This window comes from Pseudoalteromonas rubra, from assembly GCF_005887115.1.
Classification (GTDB): Bacteria; Pseudomonadota; Gammaproteobacteria; order Enterobacterales; family Alteromonadaceae; genus Pseudoalteromonas; species Pseudoalteromonas rubra_F.
On sequence record NZ_PNCJ01000014.1, the window covers coordinates 17,310 to 35,726 of the forward strand.

15 protein-coding genes are annotated in these 18,417 nt (G+C 49.8%); 10 read left to right on the top strand and 5 right to left on the bottom strand.

Annotated elements, in window-relative coordinates; all coding sequences use genetic code 11:
* Positions 1-447 precede the first annotated feature (447 nt).
* Complete coding sequence (locus CWB98_RS09545; RefSeq protein WP_138544669.1) at positions 448-2,640, bottom strand: TonB-dependent receptor; 2,193 nt, start codon at positions 2,638-2,640, stop codon at positions 448-450.
* A 215-nt stretch (positions 2,641-2,855) separates the two neighbouring features.
* Here CWB98_RS09545 and CWB98_RS23945 point away from each other — a divergent pair, with 215 nt between their 5' ends.
* Entirely contained in the window at positions 2,856-3,023 is a 168-nt protein-coding gene (locus tag CWB98_RS23945; protein WP_160317388.1) for a hypothetical protein, read from the top strand.
* 13 nt (positions 3,024-3,036) lie between these two features.
* Here the strand turns inward: CWB98_RS23945 and CWB98_RS09550 are convergent, their stop codons facing one another.
* Together CWB98_RS09550 and CWB98_RS09555 are read right to left on the bottom strand one after the other, a co-directional pair.
* Entirely contained in the window at positions 3,037-4,884 is a 1,848-nt protein-coding gene (locus CWB98_RS09550; RefSeq protein WP_138544670.1) for a sensor histidine kinase, read from the bottom strand.
* 10 nt (positions 4,885-4,894) lie between these two features.
* Positions 4,895-5,584 (bottom strand): response regulator transcription factor, encoded by a 690-nt coding sequence (locus tag CWB98_RS09555; protein WP_138544671.1) that lies wholly within the window; start codon positions 5,582-5,584, stop codon positions 4,895-4,897.
* 176 nt (positions 5,585-5,760) lie between these two features.
* On the opposite strand from CWB98_RS09555, the gene CWB98_RS09560 reads away from it, so the two are divergent.
* From CWB98_RS09560 to CWB98_RS09580, 5 genes are all read left to right on the top strand, one after another.
* Positions 5,761-7,038: an HlyD family secretion protein gene (locus CWB98_RS09560; RefSeq protein WP_138544672.1), complete on the top strand. Its 1,278-nt coding sequence runs from the start codon at positions 5,761-5,763 to the stop codon at positions 7,036-7,038.
* A gap of 25 nt (positions 7,039-7,063) precedes the next feature.
* Positions 7,064-7,795: an ABC transporter ATP-binding protein gene (locus tag CWB98_RS09565; RefSeq protein ID WP_138544673.1), complete on the top strand. Its 732-nt coding sequence runs from the start codon at positions 7,064-7,066 to the stop codon at positions 7,793-7,795.
* Positions 7,796-7,823: 28 nt separating this feature from the next.
* A complete protein-coding gene (locus tag CWB98_RS09570; RefSeq protein ID WP_138544674.1) occupies positions 7,824-10,334 on the top strand; it encodes an FtsX-like permease family protein in 2,511 nt (836 codons plus the stop codon).
* Between the two features lie 73 nt (positions 10,335-10,407).
* Positions 10,408-10,812 carry an SMU1112c/YaeR family gloxylase I-like metalloprotein gene (gene gloA2 / locus CWB98_RS09575; protein WP_138544675.1) on the top strand — a complete coding sequence of 135 codons (405 nt, stop codon included), beginning with the start codon at positions 10,408-10,410 and terminating at the stop codon, positions 10,810-10,812.
* Between the two features lie 95 nt (positions 10,813-10,907).
* Positions 10,908-11,198 (top strand): hypothetical protein, encoded by a 291-nt coding sequence (locus CWB98_RS09580; protein WP_138544676.1) that lies wholly within the window; start codon positions 10,908-10,910, stop codon positions 11,196-11,198.
* Positions 11,199-11,293: 95 nt separating this feature from the next.
* On the opposite strand, the gene CWB98_RS09585 is transcribed toward CWB98_RS09580, so the two are convergent.
* Entirely contained in the window at positions 11,294-13,795 is a 2,502-nt protein-coding gene (locus CWB98_RS09585; RefSeq protein WP_138544677.1) for a S8 family serine peptidase, read from the bottom strand.
* A 712-nt stretch (positions 13,796-14,507) separates the two neighbouring features.
* Between CWB98_RS09585 and CWB98_RS09590 the strand changes: the two genes are divergently transcribed.
* Genes CWB98_RS09590 through CWB98_RS09605 form a run of 4 tightly spaced genes read left to right on the top strand, consistent with a single transcriptional unit; the run spans position 14,508 to position 17,672 of the window.
* The gene (locus tag CWB98_RS09590; protein ID WP_138544678.1) at positions 14,508-16,028 is read left to right on the top strand and encodes a curlin; all 1,521 of its coding nucleotides are present in this window, start codon (positions 14,508-14,510) and stop codon (positions 16,026-16,028) included.
* 5 nt (positions 16,029-16,033) lie between these two features.
* Positions 16,034-16,468, top strand: coding sequence for a CsgE family curli-type amyloid fiber assembly protein (locus CWB98_RS09595; RefSeq protein WP_283241202.1), 435 nt, complete (start codon positions 16,034-16,036; stop codon positions 16,466-16,468).
* Positions 16,469-16,470: 2 nt separating this feature from the next.
* Positions 16,471-16,887, top strand: a complete 417-nt coding sequence (locus tag CWB98_RS09600; protein WP_138544679.1) for a curli assembly protein CsgF — start codon at positions 16,471-16,473, stop codon at positions 16,885-16,887.
* Positions 16,887-17,672, top strand: a complete 786-nt coding sequence (locus CWB98_RS09605; protein ID WP_138544680.1) for a CsgG/HfaB family protein — start codon at positions 16,887-16,889, stop codon at positions 17,670-17,672. The genes CWB98_RS09600 and CWB98_RS09605 overlap by 1 nt, the downstream gene beginning before the upstream one ends.
* Here the strand turns inward: CWB98_RS09605 and CWB98_RS09610 are convergent.
* Complete coding sequence (locus tag CWB98_RS09610) at positions 17,669-18,367, bottom strand: helix-turn-helix transcriptional regulator (RefSeq protein WP_054016008.1); 699 nt, start codon at positions 18,365-18,367, stop codon at positions 17,669-17,671. The genes CWB98_RS09605 and CWB98_RS09610 overlap by 4 nt on opposite strands.
* Positions 18,368-18,417 lie beyond the last annotated feature (50 nt).

The window sequence follows — 18,417 nt, forward strand, 5'->3', positions numbered from 1 at the left end:
ATTACTCAACAACTGGCCAAATTTGTTTGAGTATGAGTTAAGTGTTTTACTGAAATATGCCAGCAAAGTAATTCGAGATATTTTTTACTCATTGGAAAAAAAGGAAATATTTTTAAAGCTATTTGAACTGTTTTCAAACCAGGTTACGACACAGCGCGTCAGCGATGCGGATTGTTAAAAGGTGAATGAATTAATCATATGTAACCATCAGCTAGTGAAGAATTTGAATAGTGTGAAAAATGCACTGATAAAAAATAAGAAAAATTTGCGAATGTATACATCCGCTGTGTTTTTTAAAGCGCAGGGCTAGTGCAACAGGTGTGGTTGGAATAGAACACAGGAGCGTATAAGGGAGCTTTACCGGCAGATCCGGACGAACATAAGATAATACGCAGGCACTGTTTATACAGATTTTAAGTTTTTGATAAGTAAGAAGCCGTCAGCTGTTTAGTAACTGATATGTACACTCAACTCGACTGTTCTGGGGGCGGCAATAACAGCCTGCTCGGGATAGAAAATATCGGCCCACGGTACGTACTCTTCGTTCAAAAGATTGCGTACGCTGAGATTAAAGCGGGTGTGTTTAAGCTGATAGGCGGCAAACAGGGTAAGCGTCTCATACCGTTTGAAGGTAATTGAATTTTGAAAATTGGCGTAGCGGTCACTGACATGACGTATACCTCCGCCAATTTCCAGAGGCAATGACAATACCTGATCCCAGCTAAACCAGGCATTGGCAACAATTTCAGGCACATTCGGTGGGGTGTGACCACTGGCATTCACGCCAAAATCCGGGTCGACAAAAGACTCATAACTGGCCTTTGTGTAGGCAATGTTGCCGCCGATACGAAAATGGGGCGTTGGCTGACTGGTGATTGCCAGTTCCAGCCCCCGCGCAACATGGGTCCCTGAGTTACCTACCGTATCATGAGATGTCAGCAGCAGGATGTTACGGCGTGCGATGTCATACCAGGCCGCGGTCAATTCACTGTGCCAGTCCGGCAGGATGGCTTTTATACCCATTTCGTACTGACGAATATCTGTAAAGTCGAAGTTTTCATTGGCGTTGACCAGATAAATATTGGATCCGACCGGGTCATGCCCAGTACTCCAGTGCGTATACAGGCTGAGTGACTCATTGAATTGATAGGTCGTACCTAACTGATAGGCAAGCGGGGTAAAGGTACGCTCAAAACTTTCATCGACTAGGAATGCACCTGAGTTATCATAGTTGTCTCTGTCCAGTTTAATATGGTCGCGCCGCAGTCCGCCAAACAAACGCCAGTTCGGGGTCACCGACAGTGTGTTATTAACATACACACCCCATTGCCGGATGTCGGTTGGACTGAGGTGTTTGTCTAAAGCGCCGAACTGACCAGCCACAGGCTCAAATAACGAGACGCTGTCTCCTGCGGGAAACCCCCGTTCCCGGCTAAAGTCGGTGGCTTTAAACTCTGCGCCAAAGGTCAGTTGATGCTGCATCCTGCCAATCTGATGACGATAAACCCCTTCGAACTGATTGCCATAAAAGGTATGGTCGTGGAAGACAAAAAAACGGTCCCGGTCGACTAGGCCTGTTACGGGGTTAAATACATAGCTTTCAGCGTTTTGCCAGGCGCGGTCTGCTTTGAAGTGAAACAAGGTATTGGTCAGCGAGAGTGTGTCAGTTGGCTGCCAGTTTATACGCAGACGAGACCATAAATGTTCCGAGTCTGAACGGCTGTCTTCAACGTTATAGTTGAGGTAGCGGGTATGTTGATCCAGCACCCGGCTGTCGTTGGTAGCGACTATGTCGTCCATTGGTTGCTGCGCGGACTGTGCTGGAACAAAAGGCGTGCCCCAATAAGCTGGCAGGTCATCTTCTAGGTAATCAAAACTGAGCAACCAGCTCAGGTCAGGGGAAGATTGCCAGAGCAGGGAAGTGGTCGCATTTAAGGAGTGGGAATGCGTTTGGTCAACCCAGCCGTCTGACTGTGCTTTGTTTATGTCGACCCGTGCTGCACTTTGTGCTGAAACGGGAAGGTTAATGCCGATACCCCATTCTCGGGTATCGAAGCGAGACTGCGAGACAAAGGCTTCCGTGCTGGTGGGTGCGTCCAGCTGTGGATTTCTGGTCACCATATTGATGACGCCAGACGCCGTTCCCTGACCATACTGCAATGTGGCGGGTCCTTTGATGACCTCTATTTGTTGCAGAGTAAAGGTATTGTGTGGCCGCATCGTCATGGACGCCGGGCCCAGTTTAATGCCGTCTCGTAAAACCGATACGGAGTCGCGAATAAAGCCCCGCATAGCAAAACTGGAAGGCTCTGCGGGTGACTCACCCGATATAACGCCCACCAGATTTTCAACGGCACTGGTCACTGAGGTCAGGCCGCGTGCACGCATGGTTTTGCGCTCAATCACATCTATGCTGAAGGGCAGGTGCAGTGCGCTCATGTTGAATGGGTTAGCGCTGACAGGGGTGGTTTCCAGATTAAGATCACGCACCGCGGAGCCTGTCAGGTTCACGTTAAGTAGCTCATCCAGGCTCATTTCAAACAGATCGGCGTTTTCAGCCGCCTGTATGCTGGTAGCAAATTTCCATACGCAGAGTAACAATAGGGGCTGACTGACACCACGCAGCTTCATTTTTATCATTCAGAATCATGTTATTAATCTTGTGTTTACTTAGTGTAGTTCAGTATGACCGACTCGTCCGTAAAGTAGGTTAAGTTGAAGGAAATGAGATTGACTATTGCTAACGGTGTGGTTGAATTTTGACCACACATTCGGATGCTGTTGTCTGAGTGTGTACTCTGTTGGTGCTGGAGTAAGGCACTGACCAACTCAAAAAACACATGTAAGGACAAGCTATGCAACTCAAACTAAAAAAATCACCAGTTAAAAACCTCAGTCACAAAACGCTGGATACGCACAACACTCAGGCTATCGCCGGTGGTAATGGCCCCAGTGCCAGCAACCCCATTGTCTGCCACAGTTACCCGGTGTGCTGGACAAAAACCTACTGCTGGACCGCATAACTGTGCGATACGCCTATGCCTGAGTCATCGACTCGGGCATCGCTTGACTAAGATGTTGCGTATGTAAGGTGAGCCTTAGCGCCAGCCCCGGTGTCATCCTGTGGGCTGTTATCTGGCCTTGCTGAGCACTGACCAGTTGTGCGACCAGCGCAAGTCCAATCCCGGTTCCCTGAGTCGTGCGGGTTAGTTCACTGCCGCCCCGATAGAATAACTCAAATAGCTTATCGCATTGTTGTTGCGACACACCGGGACCGTAATCGCGGATCTCCAGTTCTAGTTGGTCGCGATTGTGGTCGTTGCGTCTAAAGGTAATGTCGAGCTGTCTGCGTGCCGGATCGGTGATGCCCTCGGCGGCGAAGAACTTGACGGCGTTTTCGGTAATGTTAATCACCACCTGCGCAAACGCATCCTGATCAACGAATACTGCGGTTTCGTCAGTTAAAGTGGGCCCAATGGCCATATTCAGGGTAAAGGCGTGTTTACTTAACAAGGTTGATGTCTTTGAACGAATAATATCGGCCAGCATAGTGACTGGCACGTATTCGGGATTAACCTGACTCAGTCCGTCGTGATCATGATGATTTAACCGTGTCAGGAGCAGGATATTGTCGATCAGACGGCTTAGCCGCTCACTTTCACTGTGAATAAAGCCGTAATAGTCTTGCCGGGCATCCGTCGAGACCACAGTACCTGAACGCAGCATTTCGGCATACATACGAATGGCGGTCAGCGGTGTTTTCAGTTCATGGCTGACCGAAGACACAAAATTCATTCTCTGCTCTGCGAGCGCCAGCTGTTTAACACTCAGCCGATAAAATCCGTAGCAGGCACCCAGAATTGTCAATATCAGCAACAGGGCAAACACACTGCTGTACAACATGGTCGGACTCATGGGCAGAGTATGGGTCGTAAAGTGTAATGTGTAGTTGTTAAATGGCCAGCGCAGGGTGTCGCTATATAAGAATTGCTCACGCAGGTCAGTGGGAATGTCGGTCTGTGCCAGGCGACGTGCAGGCGACTGTGAATGGGTACGTAAAAAATGCACTGGCTCCGGCAGAGCGGTCATTGCTTTATACAATGTGTTAGAGCCGCTTGAACTATCTGCATCCAGCGTCAGTAAAACCGGGAGGTCAAACTGACTTTGGCTCAGATACTCACTGACAAGGCTCAGTAAATACGGGTCTCGCCTGACCAGATAACCTTGCAACTTTCGCTGCGTGCCGATTTTGGGCAGGCGGTAGAAAATAAAGTAGCCTGGCACATCAAACCACAGCTGGTACAGGCCGCTTTCTTTGCTTAACCCCTGCGACAGCTTGCTCTGCAATGCCTCGGATTTAGACAGGATCTGGTATATGAATTTTGCCTGATCGTAACGTTGTTGTAACTCAGGTGAGGCTTTCTTTCGCTCTGAATCTGGATTAGCAATGTCCTTATTCGACAGGGGCTCTGGCCAGATTGGACTATTGAACCGACCCTGTGCATCAAACTGAAAATAACCGACCAGCCCCTGAATAGGGCGGGTGGCCGTTGGTCTGGCAGGATCCAGATGTGACAGTACGGAGGGCATCTGCAGGGTTTCGTCGGTGAGTGGGTTATACACCGCCTGATAGTAGTCAAATGCGTTGACTGGCAGCGCATCGGTCAGTAGCCGGCGTTTAAACATCTTACGGTCAATTTGTAATATCAAGTGACGAGCCTGTTCCTGATAGGTGTTCAGTTGGTTCTGTTTAAGCTGTGCAAAACCAAAGTAGAGCAAAATGCTTAGTGGTACTAACAGGCAAAATAAAAAGGTACAGGCTTGCCAACGCAGTCGTTGTCTGCGTTGTGCATAGCTCATAAGTTGATTATCTTTAAACCACATAGTGATGCCGTTACTGAGTGTATAACTGATAGCCTTCACCACGATGGGTGACCAGATGGCGTGGTGACTTAGGATCCTGCTCTATTTTTTTGCGCAACTTGGCAATATGAATATCGACCGTGCGCGTATCTATGTCCCCTACGGTTTTATAGCCCCAAACCTGATGTAATAGCTCATCACGACTGACGGGTTTGTTCTGACGTAGCAGGTAACTCAATAAACTGACCTCACGACGCGTGTATTTGACGGGCAGCTGATAAGAGGTTCCGGTCAGTGTGTGCGGACAAACACTGACGTTTTTGCTCAGGATCAGCGCTTCTTCATGCTGGTTCCAGCCCGAGCGGCGTACCAGCGCATTGACGCGCAATACCAGTTCCGAGGTTGAAAAGGGCTTGGCCACATAGTCATCGGCGCCGAGGCTCAGGCCATTGATAATGTCCTGCTCGGTGCTTTTGGCCGTCAACATCATAATGGGTTGAGTTGCAGAGGTTTGTCTGAGCACTTCGCAGATCTCAAAGCCGCTCATAGATGGCAACATGACATCCAACAAAATACAGGCATAGTCGTTCTGTTGTGCTCGTTTAAGACCTTGTACGCCGTCTATTTCACTGTCGACGTCATAGCCATGAAAAACAAATAAATCGGTCAGACCACGCAGGATGGCTGGTTCATCTTCTACGATCAGCAGGGTGGGTTTCATCTTGTTGTTATTCCCTTTTTAGTCGCGGCCAGTGATGTGAAAAATCTAGCTGGCCCGGCGCCAAAGTGCACGTAAACTTTTGTAAAACCTGCGCCGTTTTATTTTACATAGCTTGCCTGTTGTCACGCCCATACGCCCTCTAAAGTAGACTGCATCGTCCCGTTGGAGAAGTCACCATGGATATAGTGAGAACGAAAAAAAGCCCCCTGTTAAGACATAAAGGCAAAGCGATGAGTGCACTGGGCTTGGTTGTGATGACCTGCTTGGCTGTGTTTTTTAACCGCCATACTAGCGCGACCAACCTGGTAGATAAAGCCCCGTTGTTGATTGATACCGTTCGCCGGGGCGAGCTAAAAGTCACGGTACGAGGCAGCGGCGTGCTGGTACCTGCTCAGATCCGTTGGATAACGACTCCGGTAGATGGCCGGGTGGAACAGGTATTTAAGAAAGCCGGCGCACAGGTAAAGCAGGGGGATGTACTGCTGCAACTGAGCAATCCTGAACTGAAAGAGTCTCTTGATCAGGCGCGTTGGCAGTTACAGGCGCTTGAGGCAGAGATCCATGCGGAGCAGGTGACACTGGAGTCTGCTTTGCTTGACCAGGAAATTGCCGTAGTTGATGAAAAGCTGAATCTTGAACGTGCCGAACTGACCCTGGCTGCCCAGGAAAAGCTACTGGCCCAGGGGATCGTTGCTGTCTCTAAGATTGACTTTGAAGAAGTCAAAATCAATGTTGCCCAATTTCGCCAGCGTTTTTTACTGGAGCAGCAGCGCCTTGATAAACGACGCGAAAACCTGGCTGCGCAATTACGCGCTGGTAACGCGAGGCTTAACAGCGTGCGCAAGCAGGTCGAGCGCATTGAACACCAAGTGAACGGGCTCACAGTAATCGCCACCATGGACAGTATTGTGCAGGCCATGCCATTGGAGCCCGGGCAGCAGATCCGTGCCGGGAGTAACCTTGCCATGCTTGCCAGAAATGACCAGTTTGTTGCCCAGCTGCGCATACCGGAAAGCCAGATCAAAGATGTGCAGATTGGCCAGGCTGTTGTGCTGGATACCCGGGCAAGTCAGATTAACGGGTCTGTAAAACGTATTGACCCAGCTGTCAGCGATAGTGCGGTGCTGGTGGAGGTTGCGCTCAGCGGGGAATTGCCGAAAGAAGTTCGCCCGGCCTTAAGCGTGGATGGGGTCATTGAGATTGCAACGCTTGCCGATACCTTGTTTGTTAAACGCCCGGTCATGGCCAGTGGATTTAGTCAGGCCAGCCTCTACCTGCTAGACCAGTCTGGCGAGCAGGCTAGCCGTCAGCCTTTGACATTTGGTCATATGTCCAGCCAGTACATTGAAATTGAACATGGTGCCACAGTCGGCACGCGCATCATTTTGTCGGATACGTCGCACTGGCAGCATAGCGACGTGCGTTTTAGTCAGCCGTTTTCCGCGCAATATTAGCCCTCACTACACAGGAGTACTGAGTATGTCAACTCAACACCCAAACCATGAAATGCTGGTTGAGCTAAACCAGTTGAATAAAGTCTTTGTCAGCGATGATGTCGAAACCTGGGCACTGAACAACATCAATTTGCGGATCTCGAAAGGGGAGTATCTTGCCATCACAGGACCTTCTGGCTGCGGTAAGTCGACCTTGCTTGCTCAGCTGGGCTTATTGGATACCGCGACCGATGGCACCTATTGGCTGGCGGGGCATGATGCCGCACGAATAGATAAAAATGAAAGTGCACGGATCCGAAATAAGGAAATTGGATTTATTTTTCAGGCATTTAATCTAATCAGTGATTTGAGTGTCGCGGATAACGTCGCCTTACCACTGACATATAGACAGGACCTGAACCGAGAGCAGCGACGTACACGTGTCGCTGCGGCACTTGAGCAAGTGGAGATGGCCCATCGCGCCAGCCATTTTCCCGCTCAGTTATCTGGGGGGCAACAGCAACGGGTGGCCATCGCGCGGGCCATTGCCGGGGAGCCTGCGATTATTTTAGCGGATGAGCCAACGGGCAACCTGGATTCCAAAAATGCCGCAGCTGTGATGTCATTGCTAGATACCTTGCACGATAACGGCGCGACGATTTGCATGGTAACCCACGATATGTCGTCGGCATTACGTACCGGGCGGATCATCGAAATGAAAGACGGCGCAATTGTGTCGGACAGCCCCACGTCTGCCCGTGCTGCCATTGCAGTGTAAGTGCTAATTGGCTGAAGAGGAAAAGAGTATGCCTGTCTGGATAGATATCCGATATGCAGTTCGACTGCTGCTGAAAAAGCCCCTGTTTACCCTGACCACCACCGCCATTGTGACCGTGGGACTGGCACTGACTTTGTACACCTTTGCGTTGATGCAGCAGTTGGTATTTAAGCCCCTGACCTTAGGTCAGGATACGCAGCTTATCGCCATTGCGGGTGAATTTAAGGCTGCCCATGGTGTCCGCCAGCGTGTTGACCCCTATCATCTGAATCGAATTCAGGCGCACAGTACGTTATTACAGAGTATGAGTCTGTATCAGTCAGCAGTGCGCACCGTGGGCAGGCTAGGCAATGAAGCCATGTCGCAAAAAGTGCATCTGACCTACGTGCAGTGGGATATATTTGAGGTAGCGGGTGTGCAGCCTCTGCTGGGCCGCAGCTTTGGCCCGTCTGACCAGCAAAATGAAACGCAGTCAGCAGTGGTACTGAGCCATGATATCTGGCAACGGGTCTTCGATGGCAATGAGGATATTATTGGCCAGATGGTTCAGGTTGAGGCTATCCCTGTCCAAGTGATAGGTGTCATGCCGCCAGGATTTGCTTTTCCAACTCAGGCTCAGGTCTGGCAAATTATGACTCAGACCCGGCTGGTGCCTGCCAGCCCGTCGAACCGGGGAGGGTTGCGGGCAATCGCCAGGCTGAAGCCTGATGTTTCTCTGGCACAGTTTCAACATGAGCTGGCCACTTTGTTGCGGCGCCAAATCCAGGCCCTGCCGCAGGAGTTTGCCTGGCGCTCCGATGTGGCGGGGGGTTATCTGCAAGCGGTGCCATTTAAACTCAGCGTTGATGTGCTGTATCAGCACTATTCCGTGTTAGTGGCCATGATGTTGGTGGTGTTACTGATCTTACTACTGACCTGTATCAATGTGGGTAATTTACTACTTGCCAGGGTGAATGAGCAGATCCGTGATGTGGCTATTCGGGTTGCCTTGGGTGTGCCACAGCGGCGTTTAATTATGCAGATGCTGTGGGAAAGCACCTTGATTTGTTGTTTTGGCGGAATATTGGCGTTGGGGCTGGCACAATGGGGGATGACACTGACCAATCAGGCATTAGACGAGATCTTCGCCCTGAACGGGGCACGCCCTTTCTGGTGGACGATCAGTTTAACGCAGGACTCAGTCTGGATGTTACTTGGGGCTGTTTTAATGATGATACTCATCACAGGGCTAATTCCGGCGTGGCGTGCTTTGCAAGGAGATATGAATGGCATTTTACGTGACGGTACCCGGGGCGCTGTCAGTAAACGTGCGGGCAGAGTGAATCAAGTGTTGGTGATTACCGAAATCGCTTTGTCCTGTGTCGTACTGGTGGTTGCAGCAATGCTCCTGGGGAGTAGTTTGGCTGCGCAACAGGCGGATTATGGTGTACAAACCGAGCAGCGTCTGACAGCGTCGGTGCGTCTGGCGTGGGGGAGTTATCGCTGGAATGGGGGTGAGCCACAAGCGCGAAAAAAGCGCAACGATTTTTACTACGGGCTTAAAGACAAGCTGGAGCAGCGTCCAAATGTGCACAGTGTTGCTTATTTCAGCAGTCTGCCGGGGACGGGCGGAGGCACCTCACATTTTGAGATCCAGGGACAGGCGGCAGAGGTTTTTAGTGATAACCCAATGTGGAACTTTGAGGTGGTCAGTCGGGATGCGTGGCGAACGGTTGGTATGCAGCTGCTTGAAGGGCGAGATTTTAATCTGGCAGATCTGGCCATTGACAGTCGTGAACTGCGTAACAGTGGATCGCCGGTCATTATTAACGTAGCCATGGCACGTGAGTTGTTTCCACAAGGGAGCGCTGTGGGGCAACGTATTCGCACGCTGGATGGAGAAGGCTGGCATACGGAATGGCGGACCATAGTCGGTGTGGTGTCCGATAGCATTCATGGACCAACCCTGAATGCCACCAGTACTGCGTATACCGGGTATGGCCTGATGGATCTGCGGTCATGGTGGATGAATATAGTCATACATTATAGCGGCGATGAATCAGAGGCCATTGCTGCGTTGCAGCAGATTATGATTGATCTGGATGCCGATGCAACGGTGCACCAGATCCAGAGTTATCAGAGTTTAATTAAACAGCCACTGCTATTGATGGAATCACTCAATCAGGTGTTCTTGGTTGGTGGGCTGGTCGCCTTGTTTTTAGCGGCCAGTGGCATTTATGCGATGTCAGCGAACAGTATTACTCTGCGCAGTCAGGAGATTGCCACCCGGCGAGCCCTTGGCGCACCGGATAAACAAGTGGTTGGTTTGCTTATCAGCCAGGCGCTTGTGCAACTGATGGTGGGATTGATAGTGGGGTTGCTTGCCTCATTATGGATCAGTGGACTGCTCAAAGGTGCAATGGTCATCAGCGCTCAGAGCTTTATATGGTCGTTGCTGGGGATCCCTGTATGTATTATTTTGCTGGTGCTGCTGGCCACTTTGCTGCCGGTCTCACAGCAGATTAAAGCACCGCCTGCACAGGCATTACGACAGAGTTAAGTGTGGAGATATGTGGTGGACACCCTAATAGGGTTAAGGCACAGTAGGGGTTTTCTGATTACTGTAAACACTTATGCTTGCTCATTTTATTACGCGTGTTCACCATGTTGCGATTATTTGCTCAGATTATGCGACATCGAAAGCTTTTTATACCGATATTATTGGCTGTCGAGTCGTCGCCGAGCATTATCAGCCCGGACGTGAGAGTTATAAGTTGGATTTGTCATTGCCCGACGGTACTCTGATTGAATTGTTTCACTTTGCCTCGGCACCCGTGCGACCCAGTTACCCTGAAGCTCAGGGGTTGCGTCATCTGGCATTATCTGTGACCGACATAGAAGCGGCACGCAATGCGCTGCTTTCCAAGGGGGTGAGCTGTGAATCTATCCGCATTGATCCCTATACCCAGCAGCGTTTTTGCTTTTTTGCTGATCCGGATGGTTTACCCCTGGAGCTGTATGAAATGTCGGGCCGGTGAAATGCAATTGCATGACGAGGAGTTGAGTGTCAGATTGTTCCTTTTTTAATTCCGTATGATACCATCGGGATCTCGTCATATCAGGAAGTAATAATATGAAAAAACAAAGCTTATTCTTAGGGTTGTGCCTGCTGGCACTGAGCGGTTGTAAGGTATCTCAGCCGGCGCCGTATGAGAAAGACAAGGCCCCTGAGGAACGTCAGGAATACAATGGGGTGGAAGGTCTGGCTCAGGCACAACAGGATCAGATTTACCTGATGGATAAGGAACTCAGAGATAAATGCAACAATGCGAAGGTGGATCTGGCGGTGGCCAAAGGCGATAAAAATGACAAAGAAATTGCCCGACAAACAAACATCATCAAACAAACCTGCCGACAGCAATAAATAACAGGGCCGCTTAGTGATGCGGCCCTTATTGTGACTAAATTTTGATTTGCTTAATCAAACCAGGTTACTGGAATGAAGTTAATCAAACCAGGTTACTGGAAACTCACACTCACTTCGTTTGAACAGATATCACTTGCCTGACAGATCTTGTAGGTGAAGCCGGTAACCGCTGGGTCACGACCGAAATCACGGAACTGGCCTGAATTATTGACTGTACGTAGCAGTGCGCCGTCGCGGTAAATATCGACTTGCTCAGCACTGCTGCCAGACCATGACAATGATACGCGATAGAATCCAAGGCGTGATTTGTTCGTGCGTACCACTTCCAGTGCGATATCATCAGAGCTGACAGTCACTTCTTGCGTAGTACTGTTGCTGTTGCCTTCGCTGTCAGTCACAGTGAGGGTCGCAGAGTAAGTACCCGATGCAGTGTAGACATGCGTCGGGCTCGCGTCGCTGCTGCTGTTACCATCGCCGAAGTCCCATTGCCAGCTGACGATGTCATTATTGGCATCGGTGCTGCTGTCAGTAAAGGCAACGCTCAGACCCTCTTTCTCGAAGCTGAAACCTGCAACCGGAGGCTGTGCAGAGACTTCACCAAGGCCTGTGAGTGTCAGGGTCCAGTTGTTCAGTGTCCCTGTATCCACACCCGCGTTATCGGACACATTCAGAGTCCAGTCACCACGTGCCGCTTCGCCATTGAAGGCTGCAGAATTGAAGGTGTCAACCAGGTTGTCTGCGCTGCCACCGGCACGGTTGTGCAGAGTCACAGAAGTACCCGCCGGAGAAGTCAGGGTGACCAGCAGATCGCCAATATAAGTGTGAGTGATGTCCACCAGTGTATTGCTGTCGAAAATGGTGATGTCATCAGCAACGGTGATCACAGAGCTGATCCCGGTGGCATCATTGTCCGGGATGTCTACCGCTGTTGTATTGTCATAGCTGAAGTCGCTCAGACCTTGAGGCAGCACAGACAAGCTAACGGTTTTACTTTCTGCCAGGTCACCAGACGTAGCGTTAACGGTGAAGCTGTAGTCACCCCACTGAGTATCTGCTGTGGTGGGCACCGTCAGAGTCACTGTGTTACCCGGAGTAACGGTGCTTTGCGATAGTACTGCCCCCGGTAATGCGCTGTCGAGCGTCAATGCGATGTCACCTTGCCAGTCGGCAACTGAGGTAAAGTTGAACTCATAGCTGGCCGTTTCACCTGCTGTGATCTCCTGAGTACCAGGTGTGACACCGACTCTGAAGCCTGGTGCCGGATCGGCATCCAGCAGTGCCTGGTGCGCATTCAGACGCGTGCCTGCAACAGTTTTGCCATCCAGTGCTGCATTTGCATCACCGCTTTGCATCAGCAGGTTTTTCAGTGACAGAGTATCCAGTGTTGGGTCAATCGACAATACCAGCGCCGCGGCACCTGCCACATGCGGAGTTGCCATCGAAGTACCAGAGAAACTGCTGTAGCCGCCGCCCGGTACAGTTGAAAGAATCGCGCTACCCGGTGCACCCATGTCCACTGATGTCAGTCCCCATTGAGAGAAAGAAGACATAGTGTCATTGTCTGTGGTTGAAGCAATAGAGAACACACTGTCATGCTCATAGCTTGAAGGGTAGTGTGGGTTGGCGTCGTTGTCGACTGCACCATTACCGGCTGCCGCGACAAACAGGATATCTGCATTTTCACTGGCTGTGATTGCATCAGACAATGCCTGGCTGAAACCGCCGCCACCCCAGCTATTGTTCAGGACGCGAACGTTATGGCCTGCCTGTTTCAGAGATACCATGTAATCAATACATTCGATGGCATCTGCGGTTGAACCGCTACCTGAAGAGTCTAAGAACTTACAGCCTACAATCGATACTTCATGGTTCACGCCCACAACGCCTGTGGCATCGTTACCTGTTGCGCCTATGGTGCCTGATACGTGCGTACCATGGCCCTGATCATCCATTGGATCGCCAGATCCTGTGATGGTGTTCACACCGTAAACATCATCAACAAAGCCATTGTTATCATTGTCGATGCCATCGCCTGCGATCTCACCCGGGTTTTGCCACATGTTTGCGACCAGATCCGGGTGTGTGTAGTCCACACCTGTGTCGATAACCCCAACAATCACGTCTCGTGAGCCGATGCTGATATCCCAGGCTTCAGGCGCATCGATGTCGGCATCGTCGACACCACCAGTTTGTCCTGTATTGTGCAAACCCCATAGTTCACCAAAGCGTGCATCATCTGGAATGCCCAGTGCCTTAACCTGATAGTCTGGTTCGACATATTCTACTGCAGGGTGTTTAGCCAGTTTGGCAATGGCCTCTTTGCTGCTGATCCCATCCAGTTTGAAGTTGGCAAGACGGCCAGACAGTACATGCTTATAACGATCATCTACTTCGTCTGCATTGTTATCCGAGATACGCGCTTTTACCAGGCTACGAGCCTGAGCACGCAACGCGCTGGATGCCTCTTTTTTGAATACCACGATGACGCTGTTGTCATTGGTTTTTTCTGTTGCTGTGATCTGTACCGCAGCGTGAGCTGCACCGCTGAAAAGTGGCAGTAATGCCAGTGTTAGGGCTGAAAATTTTAATTTCATCATTTGTCCTAGATAGTAAGTTGGTTTATTAACCATGACGTCATGGTGTGTGCTCGACTAAGTGGGCATGATGTGTGATCCGCCAAGCCCTAAGGCCGACGGTCGATAACTCGGTTTGGCAACTCAGGTCACGCTAAAACAGCCTGAATTACGGATGCAATTTTAAAATGTAAAAAAGTCGTTAAAATACAGCTTTTTTGCTAATTGAGTGGTTTTTATAAGGTGTTAATCATACTTTTTTGTGGGTTTTACTATCCTGAACTGGTTATTCTTTGACTCATACTATTTTGTGAGATTGTCTCGTATTAATATCGGTAAATTGAGTGTTTTTACTTTAACTGTATGAATTTTATTGAATTAATAGAATCAAAATTATTTCTAATTTCCCTCTCTAACACAGCACTCTAGAGTGGCTATATGAGTTCGAAAAAACGTGCAAACACTGCTCAGCCAGGTGCTGGGCACCGGACTCAGGCTTTGATGACTAAGCGAGTATGAATGCGGCCACGCTCAATAACGGTATCCGGTGTCGGATGACGGTTGTGGCGAGCGAAGCTGAAGGTAACCCAGGTTAAACATTGTATTGCGTCTGTCTTTGCGTACGTCAGGAGCCGGCAACCTCCGTTAATACGATACGTTTTACACCAGCAGGCAAGCAATGCGAGTTGAAGGAAATTGCAAAATAACGATTAATAACTCTAAGGAGAACCAGGTGAAATTTTCAAAATCACTGACCTGCTGTGCAATTGCATTAGCATTATCTGGTGTCAGCGCAGCTCAGGCTGCCGACACAGAAGCAAAAGCAGCTTCAACGTCTGAGTTGGCACAGCTTATCCAGATTGATAATACGGGAAATACGCTGACGGTGACCCAGCGTTCCAATAATGGTGCAGGCAATGTCCTCACCAGCTCGCAAGAAGGCGAGTCGAATGTCAGCGAAGTATCTATTGCGGGCGATGGTAATATCACCACAGTTGCGCAAGCTGGTACAGGCAATTTGACCAAAGTAACCGCTGCGGGCGATGGCAATACGCAGGAATACAGCCAGGACGGTGAACAAAATGGTGCACTGACTGAGCTCAATGGTAACGACAACAATCTGAACATCACTCAGCGAGGTGTTGGTTACCTGGGGATCAACAACGAAGTGACCAATAATATTACTGGTGATGGTAACCGTATTCATGTTGAACAGAGCAGTGGCGGTCATTGGTTCTATAATACCGATATGCAGGGCAACAATAACCAGGTAACGGCTGTTCAGCAAGGAACCTGGGGTGAAGTGAATATTGACCGTGTACAGGGCGATCAGAACAGCATCGAGGTTGACCAGAATGGGACCTATAACGAACTAAACCTTGCGAGCCTGCAGGGGGATGATAATGATCTGAGCTTGTCTCAGGAAGGTAACTACAACAAATTCACCATTGATACGCTAGCCGGTAATGATAACGAGTTGCAGGTAGAGCAAAGTGCAGGCAATGGTAACCGAGTTGAAATGGCCGAACTGCAAGGTGAGAGTAACCGGATTGATCTGGAGCAGGAAGGCAATGATAACCGCATGACGTCGACTCTGTTTGGCGGTGATAGCAACTATGTCACGGTGGCACAGCTGGGTGATAACAACCAGACAACCTTCGATGTGGTAGGTAATGACAACGACTTTGACGCGCAGCAACGTGGTAATGATAACCAGGCATATCTGGGCGCTGCGGGCAATGACAATGAATACAGCACCTTACAATTAGGTGACAACAACCAGCTACATATTGCGAAATTTAATAGTAATGGCAGTGAAGTGGGTGTTATCCAAAATGGCGATAATAATGAGGTTGTGTTGCAATCATCGCATCCTGATAACTCGCTGACCAGCAATAACAATATGCTAAATGTTGCGCAAACGGGTGACAGCAATGGCGTGTCAGTTACGCTGGCGTCTGTGACTGAAAGCGGATTGAATCAACTTGATCTGGTCCAAAACGGCGAGCTTAATGCTATCGATCTGATGCTTGAGGGCAATGGTAACGACATTGCGATTGAACAAACTGGCGGAGCGAACTTTGTTGCCGGTGTGGGCTCAGGTGCATTTGTTGTGAATGGCAGCGATAACAATATCCAGATCAATCAGGATGGCTTTGGCAACCTGGTTGAGGGTGGGGTTAACGGCAGTGGCCAGACTATCAACATCACTCAGGTCGGTGACTACAATGTCGCGACTGTGACTCAGCAGTAACCACAATGGCCACAAAACCAAGTGGTTTTGTGGCCAAGTTAAATGCCATGAAGATTTACCTATTTATTTTGGGTGTATGGCTTGTCAGCTTTATACCATATAGCCAGGGGGCCGACGAAGAGGTCGAACTGGGTGGGCTGGTCATTGATCAGAGCATTAGCCGTTTTGGCTATCAGTTTTATTTTGACTTTTCACAGCTGTGGCGCGATGTACCGACGACAGCAGGTGTGAATATCACCATTAAAGAAACCGTGCTGCCGCGCGCTGGCACCCGGTTACAGGTATTTATGAACAACCAGCTGGTGTATGCCACCGCCATGGGGCGTCGTGGTGGACCACTTAAGTCGCGCGTTGAGGCAGCCTTGTTTGCCATTATGGACGCCATGGCCAGTGCACAGCATCAGCAACACTCTCCAGATTTAGCAACAAGCGGGTGGTAACAATGAAAACAACAATAATATGCTGCTTTGGGGCGCTATGCAGTTTGTCGCTGCATGCCACTGAATTGGTCTACAAACCCATTAACCCATCGTTTGGCGGTAACCCTCTCAATGCCAATATGCTGTTAAACAAAGCACAGGCACAAAACAAGCATCGCGCACCTGTGATTGAAAAGTCCTATGGCGACCGCTTTCAGGAATCGCTGGAGCGGACTTATCTGAATCGCATGGTGCGGGAAATCACATCCACCGCATTTGGCGATGAGGTCGAGGACAGTATTTTTGATAAAGATTCGACTTTTATGAGTGGTGATTACGAAATTCAGGTGATCACCAGTACGCCTGATTCTATTACAGTTCAGATCACAAATACCCTTACGGGAGACATTACAACGCTGGAAGTCCCGAGGTTTGGTTAATGAAGTATCTGAGTATTACCTGTGTGATATTACTGTTGAGTGCCTGTAGCGCGCTGCCCGTATTGCCGCCGCCTATGACTAAGGCTGAGCCGCTGGCAGCCACTGAAGTATTTAGTGAATTAAAGGCATTGCCAGCGCCGCGTGGACCTATCCCGGTGTCTGTGTATTCGTTTCGCGACCAAACCGGACAATACAAGCCCCAGGAAAATGTCAGCTCATTTTCAACGGCGGTGACCCAGGGAGCCAACTCAATTCTGATGCAGGCGCTGCATGAAACCGACTGGTTTATTCCTATAGAGCGTGAGGGGCTGCAAAACCTGCTGACCGAGCGTAAGATCACCCGCGCCGCGATGCAGGATAAAGATAACGCCAACAGCCTGCCGCCGTTAACCCATGCCAAGCTGATCTTTGAAGGGGGGATCATCAGCTATGATGCCAATATAAAAACGGGTGGGATGGGCATGGAGTACTTTGGTATTGGTGCCTCCGAATTGTACCGTGAGGACACCATCAGTATTTATCTGCGCGCGGTCGATGTTCGTACCGGACAAGTCTTATTGTCGGTCGCCACCAGTAAAAAAGTATTGTCTAAAGAAATGCGTGCGGGGTTTTTCCGCTACGTGAGTTATAAACGGCTCGCAGAGGCCGAAGCCGGATACAGTGAAAATGAGCCTATGCACATATGTGTTACTCAGGCGATAGAAAAAGCCCTGACGCTATTAGTTCATCAGGGTCTCGAAAAAGGGGTCTGGGCGGCAAAACCTTCCCCTCAGCAGGCTGGTTAATTGGCCAGTCCGCCAAATGGAATATGTTGCTGGGCCCAGTTGGCCAACTCAATTCGATTGCGAGAGTTGGTCTTTTTAAATGCGCTGTAGATGTGGGTTTTGACGGTATGACTGCTGATGTTCAGAGAGTCGGCAATATCGTCGTTTTTAGCCCCATCGGCCAGTAGTCGGATCACGGATTTTTCGCGTTTGGTGAGCGAGGCCAGGGTAATATCACGCTGCTCGTCTGACAGCGCAGGCAGAGTTTGCGGCAGGCGCTGCATCAGAGCGCTGAATGCCAGTGAAATCGCGCCTCTGCCGAACCAGAGTTCACCCCCGAGTACGCGCTGGATGCCCTTAAACTGACTTTCTGGTGAAGCGCCCTGATAGAGCACACCTTTCACATTGGCGAGCAGGGCGGTTTGTTCGTTCAGCGTATCCGGGCAGGCATTGAATAACAACACGCTGTGATGTTGTGCCAACGCCCTGAGCTGTGCGCTGAGTAAATCGCGACATTCGCGATGACTGACATCGACCAGAAACAGCTGATACTGTGATCGTTGCTCAGTGACGGGCAGGCGGGTATCGACCTTGATATTGTTACCGCAAGCCTCAAGCATTTTGACAAACATGAGGAAATCCTGACTTAGCGTGTTGGTCTTTTGGTCTGTCAGGACGAACAGAGCACCACGCGTTTGGTTGTCTGAATACATCATTTTCTCGACTGTCCTTTTGTTGTTCCATTAACTTAAATATACATATTTTT